The organism is Bradyrhizobium sp. LB14.3 (genome assembly GCF_040547985.1).
Taxonomy (GTDB): domain Bacteria; phylum Pseudomonadota; class Alphaproteobacteria; order Rhizobiales; family Xanthobacteraceae; genus Bradyrhizobium.
Genome location: NZ_JBEPQT010000007.1, coordinates 21,875 through 40,619 on the forward strand (window position 1 = coordinate 21,875; position 18,745 = coordinate 40,619).

General features: G+C 63.2%; 19 protein-coding genes. 11 read left to right on the top strand and 8 right to left on the bottom strand.

Features of this window, described 5'->3' with window-relative positions; genetic code table 11:
- Positions 1 to 11 precede the first annotated feature (11 nt).
- Complete coding sequence (locus ABIB00_RS15845) at positions 12 to 881, bottom strand: NmrA/HSCARG family protein (protein ID WP_354104988.1); 870 nt, start codon at positions 879 to 881, stop codon at positions 12 to 14.
- Between the two features lie 101 nt (positions 882 to 982).
- Between ABIB00_RS15845 and ABIB00_RS15850 the strand changes: the two genes are divergently transcribed.
- Positions 983 to 1,876, top strand: coding sequence for a LysR family transcriptional regulator (locus ABIB00_RS15850; protein WP_354104989.1), 894 nt, complete (start codon positions 983 to 985; stop codon positions 1,874 to 1,876).
- 33 nt (positions 1,877 to 1,909) lie between these two features.
- Here the strand turns inward: ABIB00_RS15850 and ABIB00_RS15855 are convergent, their stop codons facing one another.
- On the bottom strand, positions 1,910 to 2,827 hold the full coding sequence (locus tag ABIB00_RS15855; RefSeq protein WP_354104990.1) for an intradiol ring-cleavage dioxygenase: 918 nt from the start codon (positions 2,825 to 2,827) through the stop codon (positions 1,910 to 1,912).
- Between the two features lie 173 nt (positions 2,828 to 3,000).
- Here ABIB00_RS15855 and ABIB00_RS15860 point away from each other — a divergent pair, with 173 nt between their 5' ends.
- On the top strand, positions 3,001 to 4,275 hold the full coding sequence (locus tag ABIB00_RS15860) for a serine hydrolase domain-containing protein (protein WP_354104991.1): 1,275 nt from the start codon (positions 3,001 to 3,003) through the stop codon (positions 4,273 to 4,275).
- A gap of 22 nt (positions 4,276 to 4,297) precedes the next feature.
- On the opposite strand, the gene ABIB00_RS15865 is transcribed toward ABIB00_RS15860, so the two are convergent.
- The 4 genes from ABIB00_RS15865 to ABIB00_RS15880 all read right to left on the bottom strand — a co-directional run bounded on the left by ABIB00_RS15865 (position 4,298) and on the right by ABIB00_RS15880 (position 7,830).
- Positions 4,298 to 5,617: a TRAP transporter large permease gene (locus ABIB00_RS15865; protein WP_354104992.1), complete on the bottom strand. Its 1,320-nt coding sequence runs from the start codon at positions 5,615 to 5,617 to the stop codon at positions 4,298 to 4,300.
- The gene (locus ABIB00_RS15870) at positions 5,614 to 6,129 is read right to left on the bottom strand and encodes a TRAP transporter small permease (protein WP_354104993.1); all 516 of its coding nucleotides are present in this window, start codon (positions 6,127 to 6,129) and stop codon (positions 5,614 to 5,616) included. The genes ABIB00_RS15865 and ABIB00_RS15870 overlap by 4 nt, the downstream gene beginning before the upstream one ends.
- Positions 6,130 to 6,212: 83 nt before the next feature.
- Complete coding sequence (locus ABIB00_RS15875; RefSeq protein WP_354104994.1) at positions 6,213 to 7,211, bottom strand: TRAP transporter substrate-binding protein; 999 nt, start codon at positions 7,209 to 7,211, stop codon at positions 6,213 to 6,215.
- 385 nt (positions 7,212 to 7,596) lie between these two features.
- Positions 7,597 to 7,830 (bottom strand): hypothetical protein, encoded by a 234-nt coding sequence (locus ABIB00_RS15880; RefSeq protein ID WP_247441295.1) that lies wholly within the window; start codon positions 7,828 to 7,830, stop codon positions 7,597 to 7,599.
- 140 nt (positions 7,831 to 7,970) lie between these two features.
- Here ABIB00_RS15880 and ABIB00_RS15885 point away from each other — a divergent pair, with 140 nt between their 5' ends.
- From ABIB00_RS15885 to ABIB00_RS15905, 5 genes are all read left to right on the top strand, one after another.
- Entirely contained in the window at positions 7,971 to 8,312 is a 342-nt protein-coding gene (locus ABIB00_RS15885; RefSeq protein WP_354053143.1) for a DUF1236 domain-containing protein, read from the top strand.
- Between the two features lie 267 nt (positions 8,313 to 8,579).
- On the top strand, positions 8,580 to 10,037 hold the full coding sequence (locus ABIB00_RS15890; protein WP_354105144.1) for a sensor histidine kinase: 1,458 nt from the start codon (positions 8,580 to 8,582) through the stop codon (positions 10,035 to 10,037).
- A 16-nt stretch (positions 10,038 to 10,053) separates the two neighbouring features.
- The gene (locus ABIB00_RS15895) at positions 10,054 to 11,187 is read left to right on the top strand and encodes a mandelate racemase/muconate lactonizing enzyme family protein (RefSeq protein ID WP_354104995.1); all 1,134 of its coding nucleotides are present in this window, start codon (positions 10,054 to 10,056) and stop codon (positions 11,185 to 11,187) included.
- Between the two features lie 365 nt (positions 11,188 to 11,552).
- Complete coding sequence (locus ABIB00_RS15900) at positions 11,553 to 11,963, top strand: hypothetical protein (protein WP_247342650.1); 411 nt, start codon at positions 11,553 to 11,555, stop codon at positions 11,961 to 11,963.
- Between the two features lie 170 nt (positions 11,964 to 12,133).
- A complete protein-coding gene (locus ABIB00_RS15905) occupies positions 12,134 to 13,840 on the top strand; it encodes a peptidoglycan-binding protein (RefSeq protein ID WP_354104996.1) in 1,707 nt (568 codons plus the stop codon).
- Positions 13,841 to 14,122: 282 nt separating this feature from the next.
- On the opposite strand, the gene ABIB00_RS15910 is transcribed toward ABIB00_RS15905, so the two are convergent.
- Both ABIB00_RS15910 and ABIB00_RS15915 read right to left on the bottom strand, forming a co-directional pair.
- Positions 14,123 to 14,854, bottom strand: coding sequence for a cytochrome c biogenesis CcdA family protein (locus ABIB00_RS15910; RefSeq protein ID WP_247342645.1), 732 nt, complete (start codon positions 14,852 to 14,854; stop codon positions 14,123 to 14,125).
- Positions 14,855 to 15,060: 206 nt separating this feature from the next.
- Positions 15,061 to 15,327: a hypothetical protein gene (locus ABIB00_RS15915; RefSeq protein WP_354104997.1), complete on the bottom strand. Its 267-nt coding sequence runs from the start codon at positions 15,325 to 15,327 to the stop codon at positions 15,061 to 15,063.
- Positions 15,328 to 15,819: 492 nt separating this feature from the next.
- Between ABIB00_RS15915 and ABIB00_RS15920 the strand changes: the two genes are divergently transcribed.
- From ABIB00_RS15920 to ABIB00_RS15935, 4 genes are all read left to right on the top strand, one after another.
- Positions 15,820 to 16,866 (top strand): LysR family transcriptional regulator, encoded by a 1,047-nt coding sequence (locus ABIB00_RS15920; protein WP_247342640.1) that lies wholly within the window; start codon positions 15,820 to 15,822, stop codon positions 16,864 to 16,866.
- Positions 16,867 to 16,895: 29 nt separating this feature from the next.
- Positions 16,896 to 17,267, top strand: coding sequence for a helix-turn-helix domain-containing protein (locus ABIB00_RS15925; RefSeq protein WP_247317264.1), 372 nt, complete (start codon positions 16,896 to 16,898; stop codon positions 17,265 to 17,267).
- Positions 17,268 to 17,582: 315 nt separating this feature from the next.
- Positions 17,583 to 17,807: a hypothetical protein gene (locus tag ABIB00_RS15930; protein WP_354104998.1), complete on the top strand. Its 225-nt coding sequence runs from the start codon at positions 17,583 to 17,585 to the stop codon at positions 17,805 to 17,807.
- A gap of 114 nt (positions 17,808 to 17,921) precedes the next feature.
- A complete protein-coding gene (locus tag ABIB00_RS15935) occupies positions 17,922 to 18,743 on the top strand; it encodes an enoyl-CoA hydratase (protein WP_247441287.1) in 822 nt (273 codons plus the stop codon).
- The last annotated feature ends 2 nt before the right edge of the window (positions 18,744 to 18,745 follow it).

Here is an 18,745-nt window from a genome sequence, read left to right on the forward strand (position 1 = left end):
CGCCCGTGCCGTCAGGCAAAGGCCGCGATCTCGGAGACAAGATCGCGATAGGAGCGCAGGGGACGCCCCAACAGCGCGGTCAGCCGCTCGACGTCGCCAGCCTCTGGGACCATTCCCTCGGTGAGGAAACGCTCGCTCATCAGCCGCATGTCGTAGGCCATCCAGCTCGGCATGAACTCCCGGAGATTCTTCTCGAAGCCGGCGGTATCGTCACCGGGATAGGCGATCGTGCGACCCAGCACCTCCGACCAGACGGCGGCGGCTTTCGCGCCGGTCAGCGTTTCGGGACCGACCAGATTGATGCGGTCGAGCGGGAGCGGCGCTGCGGCTCGCTCACGACGGATGAGCTCGATGGCCGCGATCTCGCCGATGTCGCGCGCATCGATCATGGCGAGCCCCCTGCTCCCGATGGGCATCGGATAGATGCCGTATCCGGTCACCACGTCCTTGATCGTGAGATCGTTGTTCATGAAGTAGGCGGGGCGCAGGATGGTGGCGTTGAAGCCCAGCTGCTCGATCATCCGCTCGACGCCGAACTTGCCGGCAAAGTGCGGGACGTTCACGTAGCGATCGCTGTGGATCACCGAGAGGTAGACGACCCGCTCGACGCCGGCCTCGCGGGCCACGTTGAGCGCGATCAGCGCCTGCGTGAATTCATCGGCGAGCACTGCGTTGAGCAAGAACAGGGTCGAGACGCCCTTGAACGCGCTGCGCAGCGAGTCGACGTCGAGCAGATCGCCCTGCACGACTGTGACGCCCGCCGGCAAGTTTGCCTTTGCGGGATCGCGAGCGAGCGCGCGGATATCGGCGCCGCGCTTGACGAGCTGTTCGACGACATTGCGGCCGATGGTGCCGGTTGCGCCGGTAACGAGGATGGCCATGGGGACACTCCGGGTTGAGTTCAGAAGACACAGGGAAATTAGTGATCCACATTTAAACCAATAGACGATATATCTAGACAGACCGTCTCACTGGTGGAACGATGGACCTGCTCGCACTCGCCGATTTCAATCTCGTCGCCCGGCACGGAGGGTTCGGACGCGCCGCACGGGCCGCCGGGCGTCCGAAAGCCACCCTCTCCCGCCGGGTCGCGGAACTGGAAGCCGCGCTCGACCTGCGCCTGTTCGAGCGCGGCGCGCGCGCCGTGAAACTCACCCAGGAAGGACGCGCCCTTTACGAGCGGACGGGGGCATTGCTCACCGAGCTCGACGAGACGGCGGCAGCGATCGCTTCGGGCGGGGACAGCCCGCGAGGCAGGATGCGGATCAGCGCGCCTTTGCTGTTCTCGCAAACTGCAATGGGAAACCTCGCGGCCGGGTTCGCGCTCAGATACCCGGAGGTCCGTCTCGAGGTCACGACGGAAGATCGCTCCGTCGACATGGTGGAGGAAGGGTATGACCTCGTCATTCGGGTCAATCCCGATCCAGATGACAGCCTTGTCGGACGAATCTTTCTGCGCGATCGGCTGGTGGTCGTGGCGAGCCCGGACCTGAAACGACCGAGGGACGGTATCGCTGTGCCGGCTGTCATGCGCGGAGCGGGCGACCAACTGACAACCTGGGAAGTCACGGTGCCAAGTGGAAGGTCGCACATCGCGGTTGATCCAGTCCTTCGGCTGTCATCGCTCGTCATGGTCCGCGATGCAGTCCGGGCGGGCGTCGGCGCCTCACGCCTTCCGGTGTCACTGGTCAGTCACGACCTGGCTGCCGGCACGCTGGTGCATTGGGGCGACATCGATGGACCAGAGATCGCGTTGTGGACGCTCTATCCATCGCGTCGGCTCCTAAGCGCGCGCGTATCCGCCTTCCTCGACTTCATGAAAGAAGCCTTTCCGATGGGGACGCCTGACGAGCTGGCGGCCTTTATCGGGAGATGAGGGGGGCGGGCGCGCGCGGCTCGCGCCTGACCGTCAGGCCGGCTCCTCCGCCTTCGTCCCCAGCGGCTTCGGCGCCATGCCGCCGCCGGGCTTGAGGTGGAATTCGTAGCTCATTAGGTGCCACTGCCCGTTCGCCTTGGCGCCGTCGGGCATCGCCGGATCGTTGCGCGGCTCGACCTTGGCGACGAGATCGTCCTTGACCCCGAACACCACGTCGGAATCCAGATATTTGTCGCCGTCCATGAAGACATGGGTGATCAGCGGCTCGTAGCCTTTCGCATTGACCAGGAAGTGCACGTGCGCGGGGCGCATCGGGTGGCGGTTGGTCTGCATGATCATCTCGCCGACCGGACCATCGGTCGGGATCGGATAGCTGCACGGCAAGATGGTGCGGAAGAAGAAGCGGCCGTCGCCATCCGTGATGAAGCGCGCCCGCGCGGAAGCGCCGACCTCGTCATAGTTCGGCTTCTGTGAATCGTAGAAGCCGTCATCATCGGCATGCCAGACGTCGACGGGGACATTCGCGAGCGGCTTGCGATTGAGATCGGTGACGCGGCTCTGCACGAACATCCGTTCGCCGGTTTGATTGTTCGGAGAGATGTCGGTGCCGTGCGCCGTCACCTTGTGCTCGCCGACATAGAACGGCCCGAGCACGGTGGTCTGGGTGGCGCCCTCGCGCTCGCGGTGGTTGACCGCGTCGACCAGCATGGAGACGCCGAGCACGTCGGACAGGAGGATGAATTCCTGGCGGGTATCCGTGCATTTCTGGCCGGTGCGGGTCAGGAAATCGATGGCGTATTCCCATTCCTCGAAGGTGAGGCCGGTCTTGCTCACGTAATCGTGCAGCGACTTCACCAATTCCTGGAGCAGGAATTTCGCGCGCGGGTCGGGTGTCTGGTCAAAGCTCCGGACGACGGCTTCGGTGAGTTCGGTCTCGTTGAACTGGGTCATGGTGCGTTTGCCTGCGATTTTCTCGTGGGCCCATGGGGATCTTTGCGGCTCCCTAGAGGCGTTCCAAGGTGGAGACTACACCAGTCGGCCGGGCGGCGTTAAGCGCAACGCGCTTGGAATGGGGCTGCCATTTCGGCTATCAACCTTCCCAGAAAAACTGCCCGGAGGAACTGATGCTCGCCCCTACCCCCGCCTCGCCCGAATCCGTCGGTATGTCCAAGGTCGCGCTCGACCGCGTCGATGCGCATCTGAAGAGCCGCTACATCGATGCCGGCCGCTTCCCGGGCACGCATCTCCTGGTCTATCGGCGCGGCAAGGTTGCGCATAGTTCGGTTCAGGGTTTTGCCGACGTCGAGCGCAAGCTGCCGGTCAAGGACGACACCATCTACCGCATCTATTCCATGACCAAGCCGCTCACCAGCGTCGCCTTCATGATGCTGGTTGAGCAGGGCCTCGTTGCGATCGACGAGCCCGTCGCCAAGTACATTCCGGAGTGGAAGGATCTCGGCGTGTTCGTCGCCGGCAACGCGCCGGCCTTCCTGACCCGGCCGCCGTCGCGGCCGATGCTGATCGTCGACCTCCTGCGCCACACCGCCGGCCTCACCTACGGCTTCCAGCAGCGCTCCAACGTCGACGCCGCCTACCGCACTGAAAAGATCGGCGAGGTCGAGAAATCAGGCACGCTCCAGACCATGATCGAGAGCCTCGCTAAAATCCCGCTGGAGTTCTCGCCGGGCGATGCCTGGAACTACTCGGTCGCGACCGACGTGCTCGGCTACCTCGTCGGCAAGATCTCCGGGATTCCCTTCGAGCAGTTCCTGAAACAACGCATCCTCGATCCACTCGGCATGACCGATACTGATTTCCACGTGCCGGCTTCCAAGTCCCACCGGTTCGCCGCCTGTTACTCGGCCGACCCGGGTGGCGGCATGACCTTTCATGCCGGTCAGCGGCGCGAGGGCCTGACGCTCCAGGACGATCCGGCGACGAGCTCGTTCCTCGTCCCGCCCTCCTTCATCTCCGGCGGCGGCGGCCTCTGCTCGACAGTTGCCGACTATCTCACCTTCTGCTGCGCGTTGCTCAATGGCGGCGAGCTCGGCGGCGTCAGGCTGATCGGGCCGAAGACGCTGGCGTTGATGACGAGCAATCACATTCCGGGCGGCCGTTCGCTGCCCGAAGTGTCGCGCTCCCTGTTCTCCGAAGCTGCCTATAACGGCATTGGCTTCGGCCTCGGCTTCGCCGTGACCATGCGGCCGGCCGAGACGCTGATCGCCGGCAGCCCCGGCGAGTACAATTGGGGCGGCGCGGCCACCACCTCGTTCTGGATCGACCCGTCCGAGGAGCTGATTGCGATCTTCATGACGCAAGTGCTGCCGTCGAGCGCCTATCCGCTCCGGCGCGAGCTGCGCAGCATGGTCTACGCCGCGATCACCGAGAGCAATCTCTAGGCCAACAGGGATCACGCCCCGCTCATTTCAACATCTCCGGCACGATCAGACGCGGCAGGAACAGCGACACGCTTGGCCAGACGATGACTGCCGCCAGGACGAGCAGCATCGGAATCAGCATGATCACCGTGTCCTTCAGCGCATAACGCAGCCGCACGCCGGCGATCGAACAGGCGATCATCAGACATAAGCCATAGGGTGGCGTCACCAGCCCGAAGGCGAGCGATATAATGGAAATAATCGCGAACTGGACCGGATGGAGGTCTACGGACCTGGCGAGCGGCTCCAGCACAGTACCGACGATGATGATCGCCGGAATGGCGTCGAGAAAGCAGCCCACCACCAGAAAGCAGAACGCGATGAAGAAGCCGGCTCCGATCGCACCCATGCCCCAGGTCGAGACGTTGGACAGCAGTTCCTGCGGAATCCTGTAATAAGCCAACAGCCAGCCGAACGCGCTCGCGGTGCCCACGCAGAAGAGCGCGACGCCGGCCAGGCGCCCGGTGTCGAGCAACGCCCTGTAGAGTTCGCGCGCGCCGGTTTCACGGTAAAAGAATGTCGACAGCGCTACGGAGTAAAGCACCGCGACGCAGGCGGATTCGGTCGCGGTGAACCACCCCAGCAGGATGCCGCCGACAATGATGAACGGCGTCATCAGCGCCGGTATCGAGCGCCAGATGGCGCAGCACATCTCCCTCCAGGTGTCCTTCGGATAGGTCGGATAGCCGCGGCGCACGGCATAGACATGCACTGTCGCCATCTGCGCGCCGGCGATCAGCAATCCCGGCACGATGCCCGCCAGGTACATCGCGGCGATCGAGGTTGAGATCAGCCCGCCCCACACGATCATAAGGATCGAGGGCGGGATGATGACGGCGAGCACGGCCGAGACCGCGGTGATGGCGATGGAGAACGAGAGGTCGTAACCCTCCTTGGTCTGGGCATCGATGAATATCTTGGACTGGCTCGCCGCGTCCGCGGTGGAGGAGCCGGAGATGCCGGCAAAGAACACCGACAGCACGACGTTGATCTGCGCCAGCGACCCCGGCCAGTGCCCGACCATCGAGCGCGACAGCGCGACCAGCCGGTCGGTGATGCCGCCGATGCTCATCAGATTGGCGGTGAGCAGGAAGAACGGCACCGCCAGCAGGATGAATGAATTGTAGGCGTTGAAGGTTTCTTGCGCGAGCGTCATCAGCGACAGATGCGGCTCGATCAGCAGGATAGGCACACAGGCAAGCCCGAGCGCGAAGGCGACCGGCACGCGTATGATGAGCAGGCCAACGAAAGTACCGAACAGGACCATCGCGGCCTGTCCGGCAGAAAGAGCATTGCCGCTCATCGATTTGCCCCAACCAGAATCCGCATCTCGTCGACAATCTGTTCACCGGCGAACACGATCCAGGTCACGCCGGCAATCGGCCAGGCGACGTGGATCAGCCAAAGCGGCAGATCGGCCAGCTCCGAAGTTCTGTTCCAGGCAAAGCGGGTGAACTCGATGCCGGCGGATACGAACACCAGCGCCAGCGCCAGCACGCCGAGCCGCGCGAGAATCCGCACCACGGCTTCGCTTCGGCGTGACAGATCAGGCCAGACGTCGACTTCAAAATGCTGCGACTCTCTTATGCCGACCATGGCGCCGATCATGATCGTCCAGATGAACATGAACCGCGCCATCTCCTCGGTCCAGATGTAGGACGGAATCAAAGGCGTGTAGCGCGAGATGATCTGCAACGTGACCGGAATGACCAGAATGCCGACCGAGGCGGCGAGCAGGATCTCCAGCAGCTTTGCATAGGCCGCCGTTGCTCGGCGCCATGGCGACGGGTTCGGTGGCATCGATATTTCAGTCATCAAGACTCCGGGAATCACAATCACGCAATGGGGCAAGTCGTCTGGCTTGCCCCGACGTCCTGTCGCGTGGGCGGCGACAGTTCTCAGACGATGTTGATCTTCTCGAAAATGCCTTCCGCGCCGATTTCCTTGGCGTAGGTGGCCATCACGGGGTCGGCGAGCTTCTTCATGGCGTCCCGCTCTTCGAAGGGAACGCGCTTGAGCTTGCCTGCCTTCTCCAGCGCGTCGAGCTTGACGACCTCTTCGCTCGACTCCACCTGACGGCCGTAATCGCCGGCCTCCTTGCCGGCCTTCATGATCGCGTCCTGCAAGTCCTTGGGCAAGGTCTTCAGCGTCTTCACCGAGAAGCAGATCGGCCGGATCGACACGGCGTGCTGGGTCAGGTTGAGATGCGGGGCAACTTCGTAGAACTTCATCGCCTCGACGCCGGCCGCCTCGTTCTCGCCGGCCGATATCACGCCGTTCTGGATCGCGTTGTAGATTTCGTTATAGGCGATCACCGTCGGGCTCATGCCGACGGCCGCAAAGGTCTTCGACCAGATCGGCGCGCCTTGTACGCGCACCTTGAGGCTCTTGAGGTCGGCAAGATTCTTGAGCGGCTTGTTGGCGAAAATGTTGCGGATGCCACCGCCGGAATAGCCGATCAGAACGACCTCGGCCTTGGCCGCAACTTCGTCGGCGATCGGCGCCAGGATATTGGCTGCGACGACCTTGTTCATGTGATCGATGCCCTTGAACACGAAGGGCGCGTCGATGAACGGGGCCGCCTTGGCAAAGGTCGACATGTGAGCCGGCGAGACGATGCCGTAGTCGACGGCTTTGCCCTGCGACATGTACTCGAAATATTGTTTTTCGAGGCCGAGCGAAGAATTCCTGTGCAGCGTGAAGTTGACCGGCTTGCCGTAATACTTCTTCACCAGCTCTTCGAACCGGAGCAGTGCCCTGTTGAAGGCGTGGTCGTCGTTGAACTGGACCGCGCCGTTCAGCGTGACGGGCGCCTGCGCCCTGAGGATCGACGGCATTCCAATCGCAGCCGCCGCAGTGGTCGCACCGAGCCCAGCGAGAAATGATCTTCGCTTCATCGTCTCCCCTCCCTTTGATGCTCCGGCCCTGTAGCCGGGCCGTGAGCGCAGCCGGTATACGGCTTGCGAGAGGGAAGCCTATGGAAAACGTCGGCGGGACGGAAGTCATTTCGCGTGCGCGGGAGGTCCTCTTCGTCGCAGGGGCCACCCCTTGCGCGAGCTGTTGCACTGCAACTTGCGCTCCTGCCGACGTGTGGCGGGCTGAGGGGAGCCCTTCTCCTTCTCGTATCAGACAGAGGGCTTGCGGACCTGTGCGCTGCACGCACAGACCCGCTCGCCTTCCACAGCACTTTAGTGCAAATGGCCAATCAGATAGATGCCGCCGCCGATCACCAGCACGGCCGGCACGGCCCACAGAATCAGAACGGGCATTGTGTCATCCTCCTCAGTTGGACGTGCAGACCTTGACGGTCTTCATGCCGCTTTCAGCCTCGGTGCGCGACTTGTAGATGGTGCCCGACGGGCTGACGACGGTCATCGACGTGTCCGTCGGCTTCTTGTCGACGATGGTGCACTTCTTGGTCTTGACGTCCTGCACGACGTAGAACTCGTTGGCCGCGAACGCCGGTAGGGAGAATGCGGCAATCATCAATGCCGCAGTCGCAAGCTTCGTGTTCATGATCTTCCTCCTCCAGCTGCCGGGCATTTCGGTCCGGTCGATCCGAACAACGGGAAAAAATGGCACTTTGTTCCTGACTTCGGGGAACGGTGCCTGCGGTGGAATGTTGGTGCGGCGCTTGGTCTTACGTGGAGGACAATATGAAGAAGCTGTTTTTGCTATCCGCCGCGGCCATCCTGATGACGACCGGCGCTTTCGCGCAATCCGCCGTGGTGACCACCGGAACCGGGCACGCGACAGCGGTTCAGATCGAGCCGCAATACCGAACCAGGATCCAATCCTACGTCACCGAGCACCGCGTTCGCCCGGTTACGACGAAGGAAAAAATCATTGTCGGCGCGACGGTGCCGAGCGAGGTCGAGCTCGAGCCGGTTCCGACGGATTGGGGTCCCTCCCTCACCAAGTATCGCTATGTCTATACCGGCGATCGCGTGATGCTGGTGGATCCCGCTTCGCGCACGGTCGTTCAGGAAATCGACTGATCAAGGCGTGACGCAAGGCGGCCGCCTACGCCATGTGTCTGCTGCTGACCGCGATCAACATGAGCTGATGCGCAGGCGTCCCCGGCTGCGCTGCAATAACTCATCTTTCAACGGCCCGCCGAACGCGAAAATCGTGGCGCAGCGCAAGTCCCACCCGTATGGTCCCCCCAAAATCATAATCCGGCGCCGCTGCGCCGGAACCGGGACGCCCGCGTTTTGTCAAAGCTCACCCTGCCGGTCCGGCTCGCTCTTCTGGTCACGGGAACGATGTTGCCGCTGATCATCTTTGCGGTCGGTATTGCCGTCTACAATTACAAGCAGGACCGGAACGACGCGACCCGCCGCGTGCTGGAGAACGTACGCAGCATGCGCCTCGTGCTGGACTCCGAGGTGCAGCGGATGACCGGCGGCTTGCAGGTCCTTGCGCTGACGAATTCGCTGCGCAACGACGACTTCCAGAACTTCCGCCGCATCGCGCTCGGCTTCGTCGACCAATACGGCAAGGGCGGCCTCGTGCTGATCTCCGATCGCAACGGCCGGCTGCTGTTCTCCTCGGCAACGGAGGACACTGCAAGCCTGCCGCCACGCGGTCATATCGAGATCATCGAGAAGGTATTTGCGACCAGGTCGCGGCAATATTCCGACCTGTTCACCGGCGCGATCAATGGGCGACAGGTGCTCACCGTCGAGGTCCCAGTGTTTCGCAACGGCGAGGTGATCTACGACCTCTGTTTCAGCCCGCCGATCAGCATCTTCCAGGATCTGGTGGAGAAGCAGCAGCCCGACAAGCTTTGGACGGTGTCGCTGCTCGACAACAAGGGGATCGTATTCGCGCGCGCGCCGAACCCCAGCGAAACCGTCGGCAAGCGCGCTTCGCCCTCGCTCTACGCCGAGATGTTCCGCAGCAGCGAGGCATCGCTTCCGGCAGTGTCGCTCGACGGCGTCGCCCTGGCCGGAGCCTACACGCGGTCGCAGCTGACCGGATGGACGGTCGCCGCCGGCGTCGCCGAGAGCTCGCTGATCGCTCCGCTCTGGCGCAACATCGCGATCACCAGCCTGATCGGCGGCATCCTGCTGCTGACCGGCCTGACCTTCGCGGTCAGGATGGCGACCACGATCGCGCGCGGCGAGATGCTGCACGATCTTCTGATCGATGAGCTTAACCACCGCGTCAAGAACACGCTGGCCTTGATGCAGGCGATCGCGGTGCAGACATTCCGAAGTTCAAGCCGGGACGAGCGGACGAAGTTCGAGGGCCGGCTTGGCGCGCTGGCCGAAGCGCATAATTTGCTGAGCCAGGAGAAATGGGCGGGGTCCGAGCTGCGGCACGTGATCGCCCGCGCGCTACAGCCGTTCCTGCTGAACAATCCCGAACGCATCCGCATGGCCGGACCCGCGGTGCCGCTGTCGCCACGGCTCGCCGTGGTGCTGTCGATGATCGTGCACGAGATCGCCACCAATGCCGCAAAGTACGGCGCGCTATCCAACGAGACCGGCCGGGTGACGCTGGAATGGGAAGTCATCGCCGATGCGCCGAAGCCGCGGCTGCGCCTGATCTGGACCGAGATCGGCGGACCGCCGGTGACGGCGCCGGTGCAGCGCGGCTTCGGCTCGCGCCTGATCGAGCGCAGTGCGCGCGACCAGCTCGGCGGCGAGGCGACCATCGACTTCCTGCCGCGCGGTGTCGTCTGCACGGTGATTTGCACGCTGGACGAAACGCGGTGAACGGGAGACAGCGCCGATGAAAATCACCAATGTGCGCACGCACATTCTCGAGGCAAAGCTCTCGCAGCCCTTCGCTTACTCGCGCGCCTGGTACGACACGCGTACCGCGATGCTGGTCGAGATCGAGACCGATGACGGACTTGTCGGCTGGGGTGAATGCTACGGCCCGGCACGGATCACGGCGGCGGTGGTTCAGAATGTCGCGCCGTGGCTGATCGGCGAGGATCCGCTGCGGACCGACGTGCTATGGCAGACTGTGTACGCTCGCTTGCGCGATCACGGCCAGAAGGGGGTCGTGATTCAGGGGTTGAGCGGCATCGACATCGCGTTATGGGACATCAAGGGCAAGCATTTTGGCGTGCCCGCGCACCAGCTTCTCGGCGGCGCCGCGCGCAAGGAGGTGCCGGCCTATGCGACCGGCCTGTACCGGTGCAAATCGGGCGATCCGCGCAAATATTTGCCGGAAGAAGCGGCCGGCTATGCCGCCGAGGGATTCCGCGCCGTGAAGCTGAAGGTCGGCTTCGGGATCGCGGAGGATACCGCGGTCACCTGCGCGGTGCGCGAGGCGATCGGTCCTGATGTTGCGCTGATGGTCGATGCGAACCACGCCTATGACGCGGTCGCTGCGATCCGGCTCGGCCGCATGATCGAGCGCTATGATATCGGATGGTTCGAGGAGCCGGTGCCGCCCGAGGACGTCGCGGGCTATCGCGCGGTGAAATCCGCACTTACCATTCCGATCGCCGGCGGCGAGTGCGAATTCACGCGCTTCGGTTTTCGCGACCTGTTCGCCGCCCATGCGCTCGACATCGCCCAACCCGACACCTGCGCGGCCGGCGGCCTCACCGAATGCAAGAAGATCGCCGACATGAGCGAGGCCTTCGGCATCCGCTACAATCCGCATGTCTGGGGCACCGGCATCGCGATCGCCGCCTCGCTTCAGCTCCTCGCCGTGCTGCCCTCGCACACGCCGACTTCGCTGTCACCGCTCGAGCCGATGCTCGAATTCGACCGGACCGAACATCCGATCCGGCAGGCGATTTTGAAAGAGCCGATCGAGCACGAGAAAGGCATCGTGCGTGTCCCGGACGGCCCGGGCCTTGGGATCGAGATCGATCGCAAGGCGCTTGCGCATTTCGCAGCGAATTAAGCGCGTATTGAAATCGCCGCGCTCGATGCGGAAATGGGACATGACTACGCGTTCCCCTTCGCCAAAGTAGACACGCGACTGCATCGCCGTTCCATTGAGGGCCGCGAGTGCGCCAAACCGTCGCATCCCGGGGAGAGCATTCGCGCTGGGTGATGCGTTCCACGCGCGGCCGCGGAACAGAGCGGGGTATCGATCTTCGATCAGCGCGACCAGTCATGAGGCGGCCGTCATCGGCGCGCGCAGGTTCATCGAGATGAACGCTCGTTTATCTTCATGATTCCTGTCGCTCGCGGGCTCGCGCTTGCAACTTTTGCCTTTCGTTGATGTTGGGCCGACATCGAAACACTAACGAAGGAGGCACGCAGATGACAAAGACTGCGCTTGTTCTGGCAACCGTCGGCGCCCTCGGCGCGAGCGCCGTAGCAGCGCCGACGCCGGCGGAAGCCCGCTGGGGCGGCGGTTTCGGTCCGGCGCTGGCGGGCGGATTGATCGCAGGTGCCGTGTTCGGTGGCCTCGCCTCGTCCGCCTACGCCTATGGCCCTGGCTATGGCTACTACGGATACCCTGGTTATTATGGTGGCTACGCACCGGCGTATTACGGCGGCTACGAGCCATATCGCTGGGGCGGCTACACCACGACCTACTACGGAAGCGGGTACGCTCCGGCCTATTACGGCTACCGGTATCGCCGAGTCGTGCGCCCAGCCTATGCGTACTATGGCGGACCGTTCCCACGGCGGCACTTCTATCACCATCGCTGGTATCATCACTGGTGACGTGAGGGCCGCAGCAAGGCCAGCGTGGAGCGCCGGGCCATCGAGAGACCGGAGGTCGACGCCTTCCGCTCGATCTGAAGGGTCCAACGCGCGATCGCGACGGATCGTCCAGCTGGCGTTCGAATGTACATGCGTCGGGAAATGCGACGAAGCAAACCAAGGAGGTTCAGATGAACACGAGGAAGAACAAGTTCCTGCTGACAACAGCAGTGCTGTTCGCCGGCGTCAGCCTGGCGTCGGCGCAAGGCATACGCGAAGGTGCCGGCGGCGGAATGAGCGCTGGCGGAGGCGGAAGCGGAACGAGCGCCGGTGGCGCAGCCAGCGAAGGTGCTGCGGAACACGGCCGGTCCGCCGGTTCGATGTCGCAGGGCGCAGGTGGCGCATCCCATGGCGAAGGAATGACGCAGAACCGCGCAGGCGGTCGGACCGAGGGTCCTTCCGCGGCGCGCGATAGCAGCCGAGCCGCGGAAAAGGCCGGCAACAGCGAGCGGCAGACGGTCGGTCAAGGCGGCGACCGCGACAAAGCACGTGCGTCCCAATCCAAATACGAGAAGCATGGCAGGGACCAGACGGTCGGTCAGAGCGGTAGCGATGGTGAAAATGCGCGTCAGTCGAAGTCCGCTAACGACAAGAGCGGACTGAAGGACCAGACCGTCGGACAGAGCCGTAGCGAGCGCGATAGCATGCGCCAGTCACAAGGCGCGGAACGCAACAAGAGCACGACCACAGGCGCAAATACCAAGGACAATGCCCAAGGCAAGAATGCGCAGGGTCAGAACACGACAACCACCGGCGCGAACACCAAGAGCAGCGCCCAAGGCAAGAACGAACAGGATCAGGGCACCACAACCACAGGCGCCAACAGCAACGCCCAAGGCCGGAGTGCACAGCAGGGTCAGGGCACGACGACCGGCGCCAACACGCAAGGACAGGCCAACGCTCAGGCGCAGCCCGACGCCGGGAACACCCAGAGCATGTCCGGCCGCGTGCAGCTGAACGCACAGCAGCAAACAAGGCTGCAGCAGTCGGTGCTGAGCTCACGCAATGTGGAACGCGTGCGGGTCAACGAAAATTCCATCAATTTCCGGGTCAATGCCGGCGTGGTCGTACCACGCAACATCTCCGTGGTCTCGATCTCGGATTACCCCGCGCTGATCGACGTCTATCCGGACTATCGCGACGACAGCTTCTTCGTCGTGAACGACGAGATCGTCGTCACCGACCGTGGCCGCAGGATTGTCGACGTTATTCCCGCCGGCCCGCGGACGCACTATGCGCAGCATGGCAGGTCGAGCCGTGGCGGTGGCAGCGTTGCTGCGCTGGATCTCAGCCCCGACGAGATCCGCGTTGTTCAGCAGGTTCTGATCGAACGTGGCCTGTTGTCTGGCAAAGCAGACGGCATCCTGGGATCCGATACGCGTAGCGCACTGATGACTTTCCAGAGACAGGAAGGTTTCCAGACCACTGGCTCGATCGATTCCCGCACGGTCGCTGCGCTTGGCGTGTCGAACAAGATCAGCGCCACGCAGGGCCAATCGACGTCGGTGGGTCAGGGGCAGACTGGCCAGTCGACGCCTCAGAACACGACCGGGCAAAGCAACAGCCAGACCAACGCGCCGGCGCAGCAAAACCAGACCACGGGACAGGCTCCGCAGAACCAGCCATCCACAACCGGCCAGGCTCAGCAGAACCAACCGATGACATCGGGCCAGGCAGGCACACGACAGCCTTCGGGCGAGACGACCGGCCAGGCTCCGGCCCAGAGCAACAATCAGTCCACCAACCAGCCCAGCACCAACCAGAATACGCAGTCTGGGCAAACCAACCAGAACAATGCGCCGTCGCCTTCGACGTCGGGCCAGCCATCTCAGAAATAAACCGGCCGGCAAGACGCCCAAGAGCCCTGCCTCTGGCGGGGCTCTTTTTGCATCCTATGCGGAGCCAAAGATGGACCGGCCGTGCGGGACGGTTCGACAAGGTCAAGTTCAGTGCACGACCATCGTCGGTGTCAACCTATGGACATCTCGCCCGTTACGCCGATGTGATCTCACTCCCGCGAATGGAGCGACATCGCCACAAACTTTTCCGATGCATCAGGATGCGAACAAACCACGCGGCTTTGCTTTATTCCGGAAGCCACCGCCATGAACACGCTCGATCTACCCGATCGTCTGCAGAGCCGGAAATGTCTCCAGCAGCCAGATGCTGACATTCGAGACCGTGCCGGTGAGAAAGCCGATGCCGGTGATCACCATCAAGACGCCCATGGCGCGCTCGACATTGGCGAGCTGGCCCTTCATGCGCGCGAACAGTTTTGAGAACTGCTCGATCATCAACGCGGCGATCAGGAAGGGAATGCCGAGGCCGGCCGAATAGACCGCGAGCAGGCCCGCGCCCTTGGTCACCGTCGCTTCCGCCGCGGCGACCGAGAGGATCGCAGCGAGGATCGGGCCGATGCAGGGCGTCCAGCCGAATGCGAAGGCGAGCCCCATCACATAGGCGCCCCAGAGGCCGACGGGCTTGGGCGCAGTCAAGCGTCCCTCGCGCATCAACAGGCCGATGCGCGTCAGGCCCAGGAAGTGCAGGCCCATCACGATGATGACGATGCCGGCCAGGATCGAGAGCTCGGCCGACCAGGCGCGGATCAGGCCGCCGATCAGCGAGGCACTGGCGCCGAGCGCCACGAACACTGTCGAGAAGCCGAGCACGAAAAGCAGCGCCGCCATCATGATCGCGCGCTTGGAGGCCGATGCCGGCTCGTCGCTCTCGACGTGCTCGATCGTGGCGCCCGTCAGATAAATCAGATAGGGCGGAACCAGCGGCAGGACGCAAGGGGAGAGGAAGCTGACGAGGCCGGCAATCAGCGCCGCCGGGATCGAAACATTTTGCATGGTGCAGTCGGAGCCATCTCAGGCGCCGGCGCGGCGCGCGGGGAATGCGCGCGGCCCGGAGCCGAACCGGCTCTGGTGTAGCCGATGCCAGCGAATGCGCAACAGAGGTGCACAAAACCAGGGCTCCTCCCGATGCCGTCTGCAATCACAGATGCGGCATCGGGACGCGCACAAATCTCGCCAAAAAGCGAGATTCGGCGGCGCGGCTACTTCACCACGCGGAGCAGCGGACGCCGGGGCTGGTCCTGCGTCTGCTTGGAAGGGGGCAGCGGTTCGCCTGCAGCGCTCCGCAGCATTTCGTCGCACAGCGCCCTGAGATCGGCGCTGTCAATTCCTTTGAGTTTCATCCGCACGTCCAGAATGACAATGGACAGCAGCTCGGCTGACTCACGGTTGTTGCTCTCGTTGAGCACCCTGCGGCACGCTTCGAGCGTTTCCAGCACCGACTGCAACTGTTCGTCTGAATGCGACACCGGCGTTCTTTCCGTTAATTCGGCCCGTGAGACGTAATGGCGACGATTCCCGCGGCCCCCATGGAGTACCGACGATAACACGAGGCCATTGCGCCTCCGAATAGGATTTCAGTGTGTTTTGGCGTTGAAACCGCGGTTCCGGCGAACATCGCGCCGGTGTGCCGGCTGTCGTCAAAATGCTCAGGCTTAAAATGCCTGGCGTGCTGCGATTGATCCATCGCAGAAGGCGGCATCGGCTCTCGCGCAAGGACATCCATTGCGGACAACGCCGACAATCCCGCAGCCATGTCGCGGCTTGCAACGGAACTCACGTCACACCCCTCATACGGGCGATAGTCCGCCCGATTCCCGGCCTTGTTCGCAGCCCCTTGGCAGCACTCAAATACCACCCGCGACACAGTAAGGATGACGTTCAAAACTCGTCGTTCCCCAACCCGCCGTGGTTGTGGTTTGCCCCATATTCTGCCAGTTTAGCGACCTGAAGGGACTTGTATGCACTCCTTGGCGGAAAGGGGCGTTCCACTGGAGGAACGCCCAAAGATAAACATCAGCGGCCTCTCGGACTGGGATGCGGCGCGCATTTTCCTGGAAGTCGTCCGATGTGGGAGTTTCCGCTCGGCGGCCGAGCGCCTGTCGCTGTCGATCAACGCCGTCCGCCGCCGGATCGATGATTTCGAACGCCAGACCGGCACCACCCTGTTCACCCGCGACGTCCACGGCACTCATCTGACCGACGAAGGCGCGCTGGTGGTCTCTGCCGTCGAGCGGATGGAGGCGGCTGCGTTTGACGTGCTGCGCACCAGCGATTCGACGGCGAATGCCCTGTCCGGCGAGGTCCGCGTCGCCGTGACCGAGGGACTCGGCACGTTCTGGCTCGCGCCGCGGCTGGTCGAATTCCAGCAGGCCTATCCGAAGATCCTGGTCGATCTGCATTGCGCGATGCGCTCGGCCGACGTCTCCCGCCACGAGGCCGACGTCGCCATCCACCTGTCGCGACCTTCGGCGCTCGACGTCAAGATGGTGCGGCTCGGCCGCATGCATCTGATGTTCTGGGCCTCCGAGAAATACATTGCAAAACATGGCGCGCCGCGCTCGGCGATGGAGTTGATCAAGCACCGCCTGGTGCTGCAATTCGCCGACCAGCTTGCCGCCAAGGAAACTTTCGAGAGCTTCTTCCCCGGCGTTCCGGAACGTGACCTTCTGGTCATGAAGACCAACGTCTCAAGCGCCAACTACTGGGCGGTCGCGAATGGCGCCGGAATCGGCGTGTTTCCGAGCTACGCCATTGCGCTTGGCGGGAAGTTGATTCCACTGGAGGTCGAGCTGAACAGACCGCTGGATATCTGGTTGTCCTACCATCCCGGTAGCGGCCGGATACCGAGAGTGCGGCACATGATTGACTGGCTGATCGAAGCCTTCAATCCGGCGCGTTTCCCGTGGTTTAAGGAAGAGTTCGTGCACCCGCATGAATTCAAGGACGAGTATATGGGCGAACCCCTGACCCAGCTCTTCGGGGGGTTTTCAACCGAAGACCGATGAGAAAAAAGATGAAGACAGCGGCGAAGAGAATGAAGCAGCGCAGTGCCGGCAAGCCGGACATTGAGCTGGGCAAACGGATCCGTCTGCGGCGCGTCGAGATGAAGATCTCGCAGGCTGAGCTCGGCGACAAGCTCGGCGTGAGCTTCCAGCAGGTCCAGAAATACGAGAAGGGCGTCAATCGCGTCGGCGCGGCTCGGCTTCAGCAGATCGCCACCTCGCTCGACGTGCCCGTGACCTTCTTCTACGACGGCGACAACAAGGCGCGCGAAGTCGAGAGCCTGCTGTTCCTGGACTCGGCCTTCAGCCTCCGCCTGCTGCGCGCCTACAGCAAGATCAAGGACCAGACGGTGCAGCGTCAGCTTGTCTCGCTGATGGAATCGATCGCAGCGAACGAAGCCTGAGCCGATCGGCGTTCGCGCCTTTCCGGCCGATGTTCAATCCGCCGCGTCACGGGGACGCGGCCGGATTGGACGAGACCCGGCGCGCTCGTGCGCGGTCTTTTTCGGGGCGGCATGACCGCCCCTTTTTGTTGACGTTTGTGTCGCCCCGCCCGCGGTGATCGCGAACCCATTCCGCCCCTGCCGCGACCCAATCCAGAGACCGCGCGTCCGACGCGCGGGGCTCGCGATGCGCCGTGCTTAAGGGGGTCGCAACCGGGAGGCGCTAGCCTGCCGCCGATTTCTCGAATCAGCACGACCTATTTGTGGCGCATGCACATGGAGGTGCTCGACGCCCACGACAATCCGATCGATCCGCATTCGGTCGACTGGTCGGGCACGCACACGCCGAATTTCACCGTGCGCCAGCAGAACGGAGGCGGCCGCCGAAGAGGCGGCGTTCTTCAGCAATGCCGGCAGCCATCCGCTCACCGCGCACATGGTGCGCTAGGGCCTGCCCCCGAAGAGCGCGCAGCGGTTCTCCGAAAAGATCATGCTCAATAAATAACGCCATGCAATCGCGGGACAGGCGGATGCAAAGCCGTATCCCCTGCCGCGGTTGACCCGGGCCCTGCCCCGGCCGCACATTGCGCCCGGCCTACGACAAGCGAGCACGCGATGCCTGATATTTCCAGCACGACCGAAACACCTTACGCCAGCGGCAAGATCCTCAAGCACACAGCCAGTGGCGTCGGCGTGATTACCTTCAACAATCCCGACAAGCGCAACGCGATGTCGCTGGAGATGTGGGAGGGATTTGGCGAGGCGCTGGCGAGCCTGCGCGACGACGCTGCCGTACGCATCGTGATCCTGCGCGGCGCCGGCGGCAAGGCGTTCGTATCGGGCGCCGATATCAGCCAGTTCGAGAAGACACGCCATAACGCCGCCGCGTCCGAGGAATATGCAAAACGCAGCGCCGCCCAGCGCGCGCTGCTCGCCGACTATCCCAAGCCGACGATTGCCTGCATCGAGGGCTTTTGCCTCGGCGGTGGCATGCAGGTCGCGATGCTCGCCGACATCCGCATCGCCTCCCATGGCAGCCAGTTCGGCATTCCCGCGGCGAAACTCGGCATCGCCTACGGCTATGATGGATTGAAACACCTGGTGTCGCTGGTCGGACCGTCCTGGGCGCGGCTCCTGATGTACACGGGCATGCGCATCGATTCCACTGAGGCGCTGCGCATCGGGTTGGTCGAGCGCGTGTTCCCCATCGATGAGCTCTGGGGTGAGACGATGACAATCGCGCAGACGATCTCCGAGAACGCCCCGCTCGCGATCAAGGCGGCCAAGCTTACCATCTCGCAAGTGCTGAAGGATGAAAGCGGCCGCGACATGGACGCGATCAAGGCGATCGGCAATGCCTGCATGGACAGTGCCGATTTCCGCGAGGGCCGGCAGGCCTTCATGGAGAAGCGCAAGCCGCAGTTTTCGGGGAAGTAGCG

Coding starts and splice junctions, on each gene's coding strand:
- ABIB00_RS15920 (WP_247342640.1), top strand. CDS start 15,820: ATGCACTCCTTGGCGGAAAGGGGCGTTCCACTGGAGGAACGCCCAAAG.
- ABIB00_RS15860 (WP_354104991.1), top strand. CDS start 3,001: ATGCTCGCCCCTACCCCCGCCTCGCCCGAATCCGTCGGTATGTCCAAG.
- ABIB00_RS15935 (WP_247441287.1), top strand. CDS start 17,922: ATGCCTGATATTTCCAGCACGACCGAAACACCTTACGCCAGCGGCAAG.
- ABIB00_RS15880 (WP_247441295.1), bottom strand. CDS start 7,830: ATGAACACGAAGCTTGCGACTGCGGCATTGATGATTGCCGCATTCTCC.
- ABIB00_RS15885 (WP_354053143.1), top strand. CDS start 7,971: ATGAAGAAGCTGTTTTTGCTATCCGCCGCGGCCATCCTGATGACGACC.
- ABIB00_RS15850 (WP_354104989.1), top strand. CDS start 983: ATGGACCTGCTCGCACTCGCCGATTTCAATCTCGTCGCCCGGCACGGA.
- ABIB00_RS15845 (WP_354104988.1), bottom strand. CDS start 881: ATGGCCATCCTCGTTACCGGCGCAACCGGCACCATCGGCCGCAATGTC.
- ABIB00_RS15895 (WP_354104995.1), top strand. CDS start 10,054: ATGAAAATCACCAATGTGCGCACGCACATTCTCGAGGCAAAGCTCTCG.
- ABIB00_RS15905 (WP_354104996.1), top strand. CDS start 12,134: ATGAACACGAGGAAGAACAAGTTCCTGCTGACAACAGCAGTGCTGTTC.
- ABIB00_RS15900 (WP_247342650.1), top strand. CDS start 11,553: ATGACAAAGACTGCGCTTGTTCTGGCAACCGTCGGCGCCCTCGGCGCG.
- ABIB00_RS15930 (WP_354104998.1), top strand. CDS start 17,583: ATGGAGGTGCTCGACGCCCACGACAATCCGATCGATCCGCATTCGGTC.
- ABIB00_RS15890 (WP_354105144.1), top strand. CDS start 8,580: ATGTTGCCGCTGATCATCTTTGCGGTCGGTATTGCCGTCTACAATTAC.
- ABIB00_RS15870 (WP_354104993.1), bottom strand. CDS start 6,129: ATGACTGAAATATCGATGCCACCGAACCCGTCGCCATGGCGCCGAGCA.
- ABIB00_RS15925 (WP_247317264.1), top strand. CDS start 16,896: ATGAAGCAGCGCAGTGCCGGCAAGCCGGACATTGAGCTGGGCAAACGG.
- ABIB00_RS15855 (WP_354104990.1), bottom strand. CDS start 2,827: ATGACCCAGTTCAACGAGACCGAACTCACCGAAGCCGTCGTCCGGAGC.
- ABIB00_RS15875 (WP_354104994.1), bottom strand. CDS start 7,211: ATGAAGCGAAGATCATTTCTCGCTGGGCTCGGTGCGACCACTGCGGCG.
- ABIB00_RS15910 (WP_247342645.1), bottom strand. CDS start 14,854: ATGCAAAATGTTTCGATCCCGGCGGCGCTGATTGCCGGCCTCGTCAGC.
- ABIB00_RS15865 (WP_354104992.1), bottom strand. CDS start 5,617: ATGAGCGGCAATGCTCTTTCTGCCGGACAGGCCGCGATGGTCCTGTTC.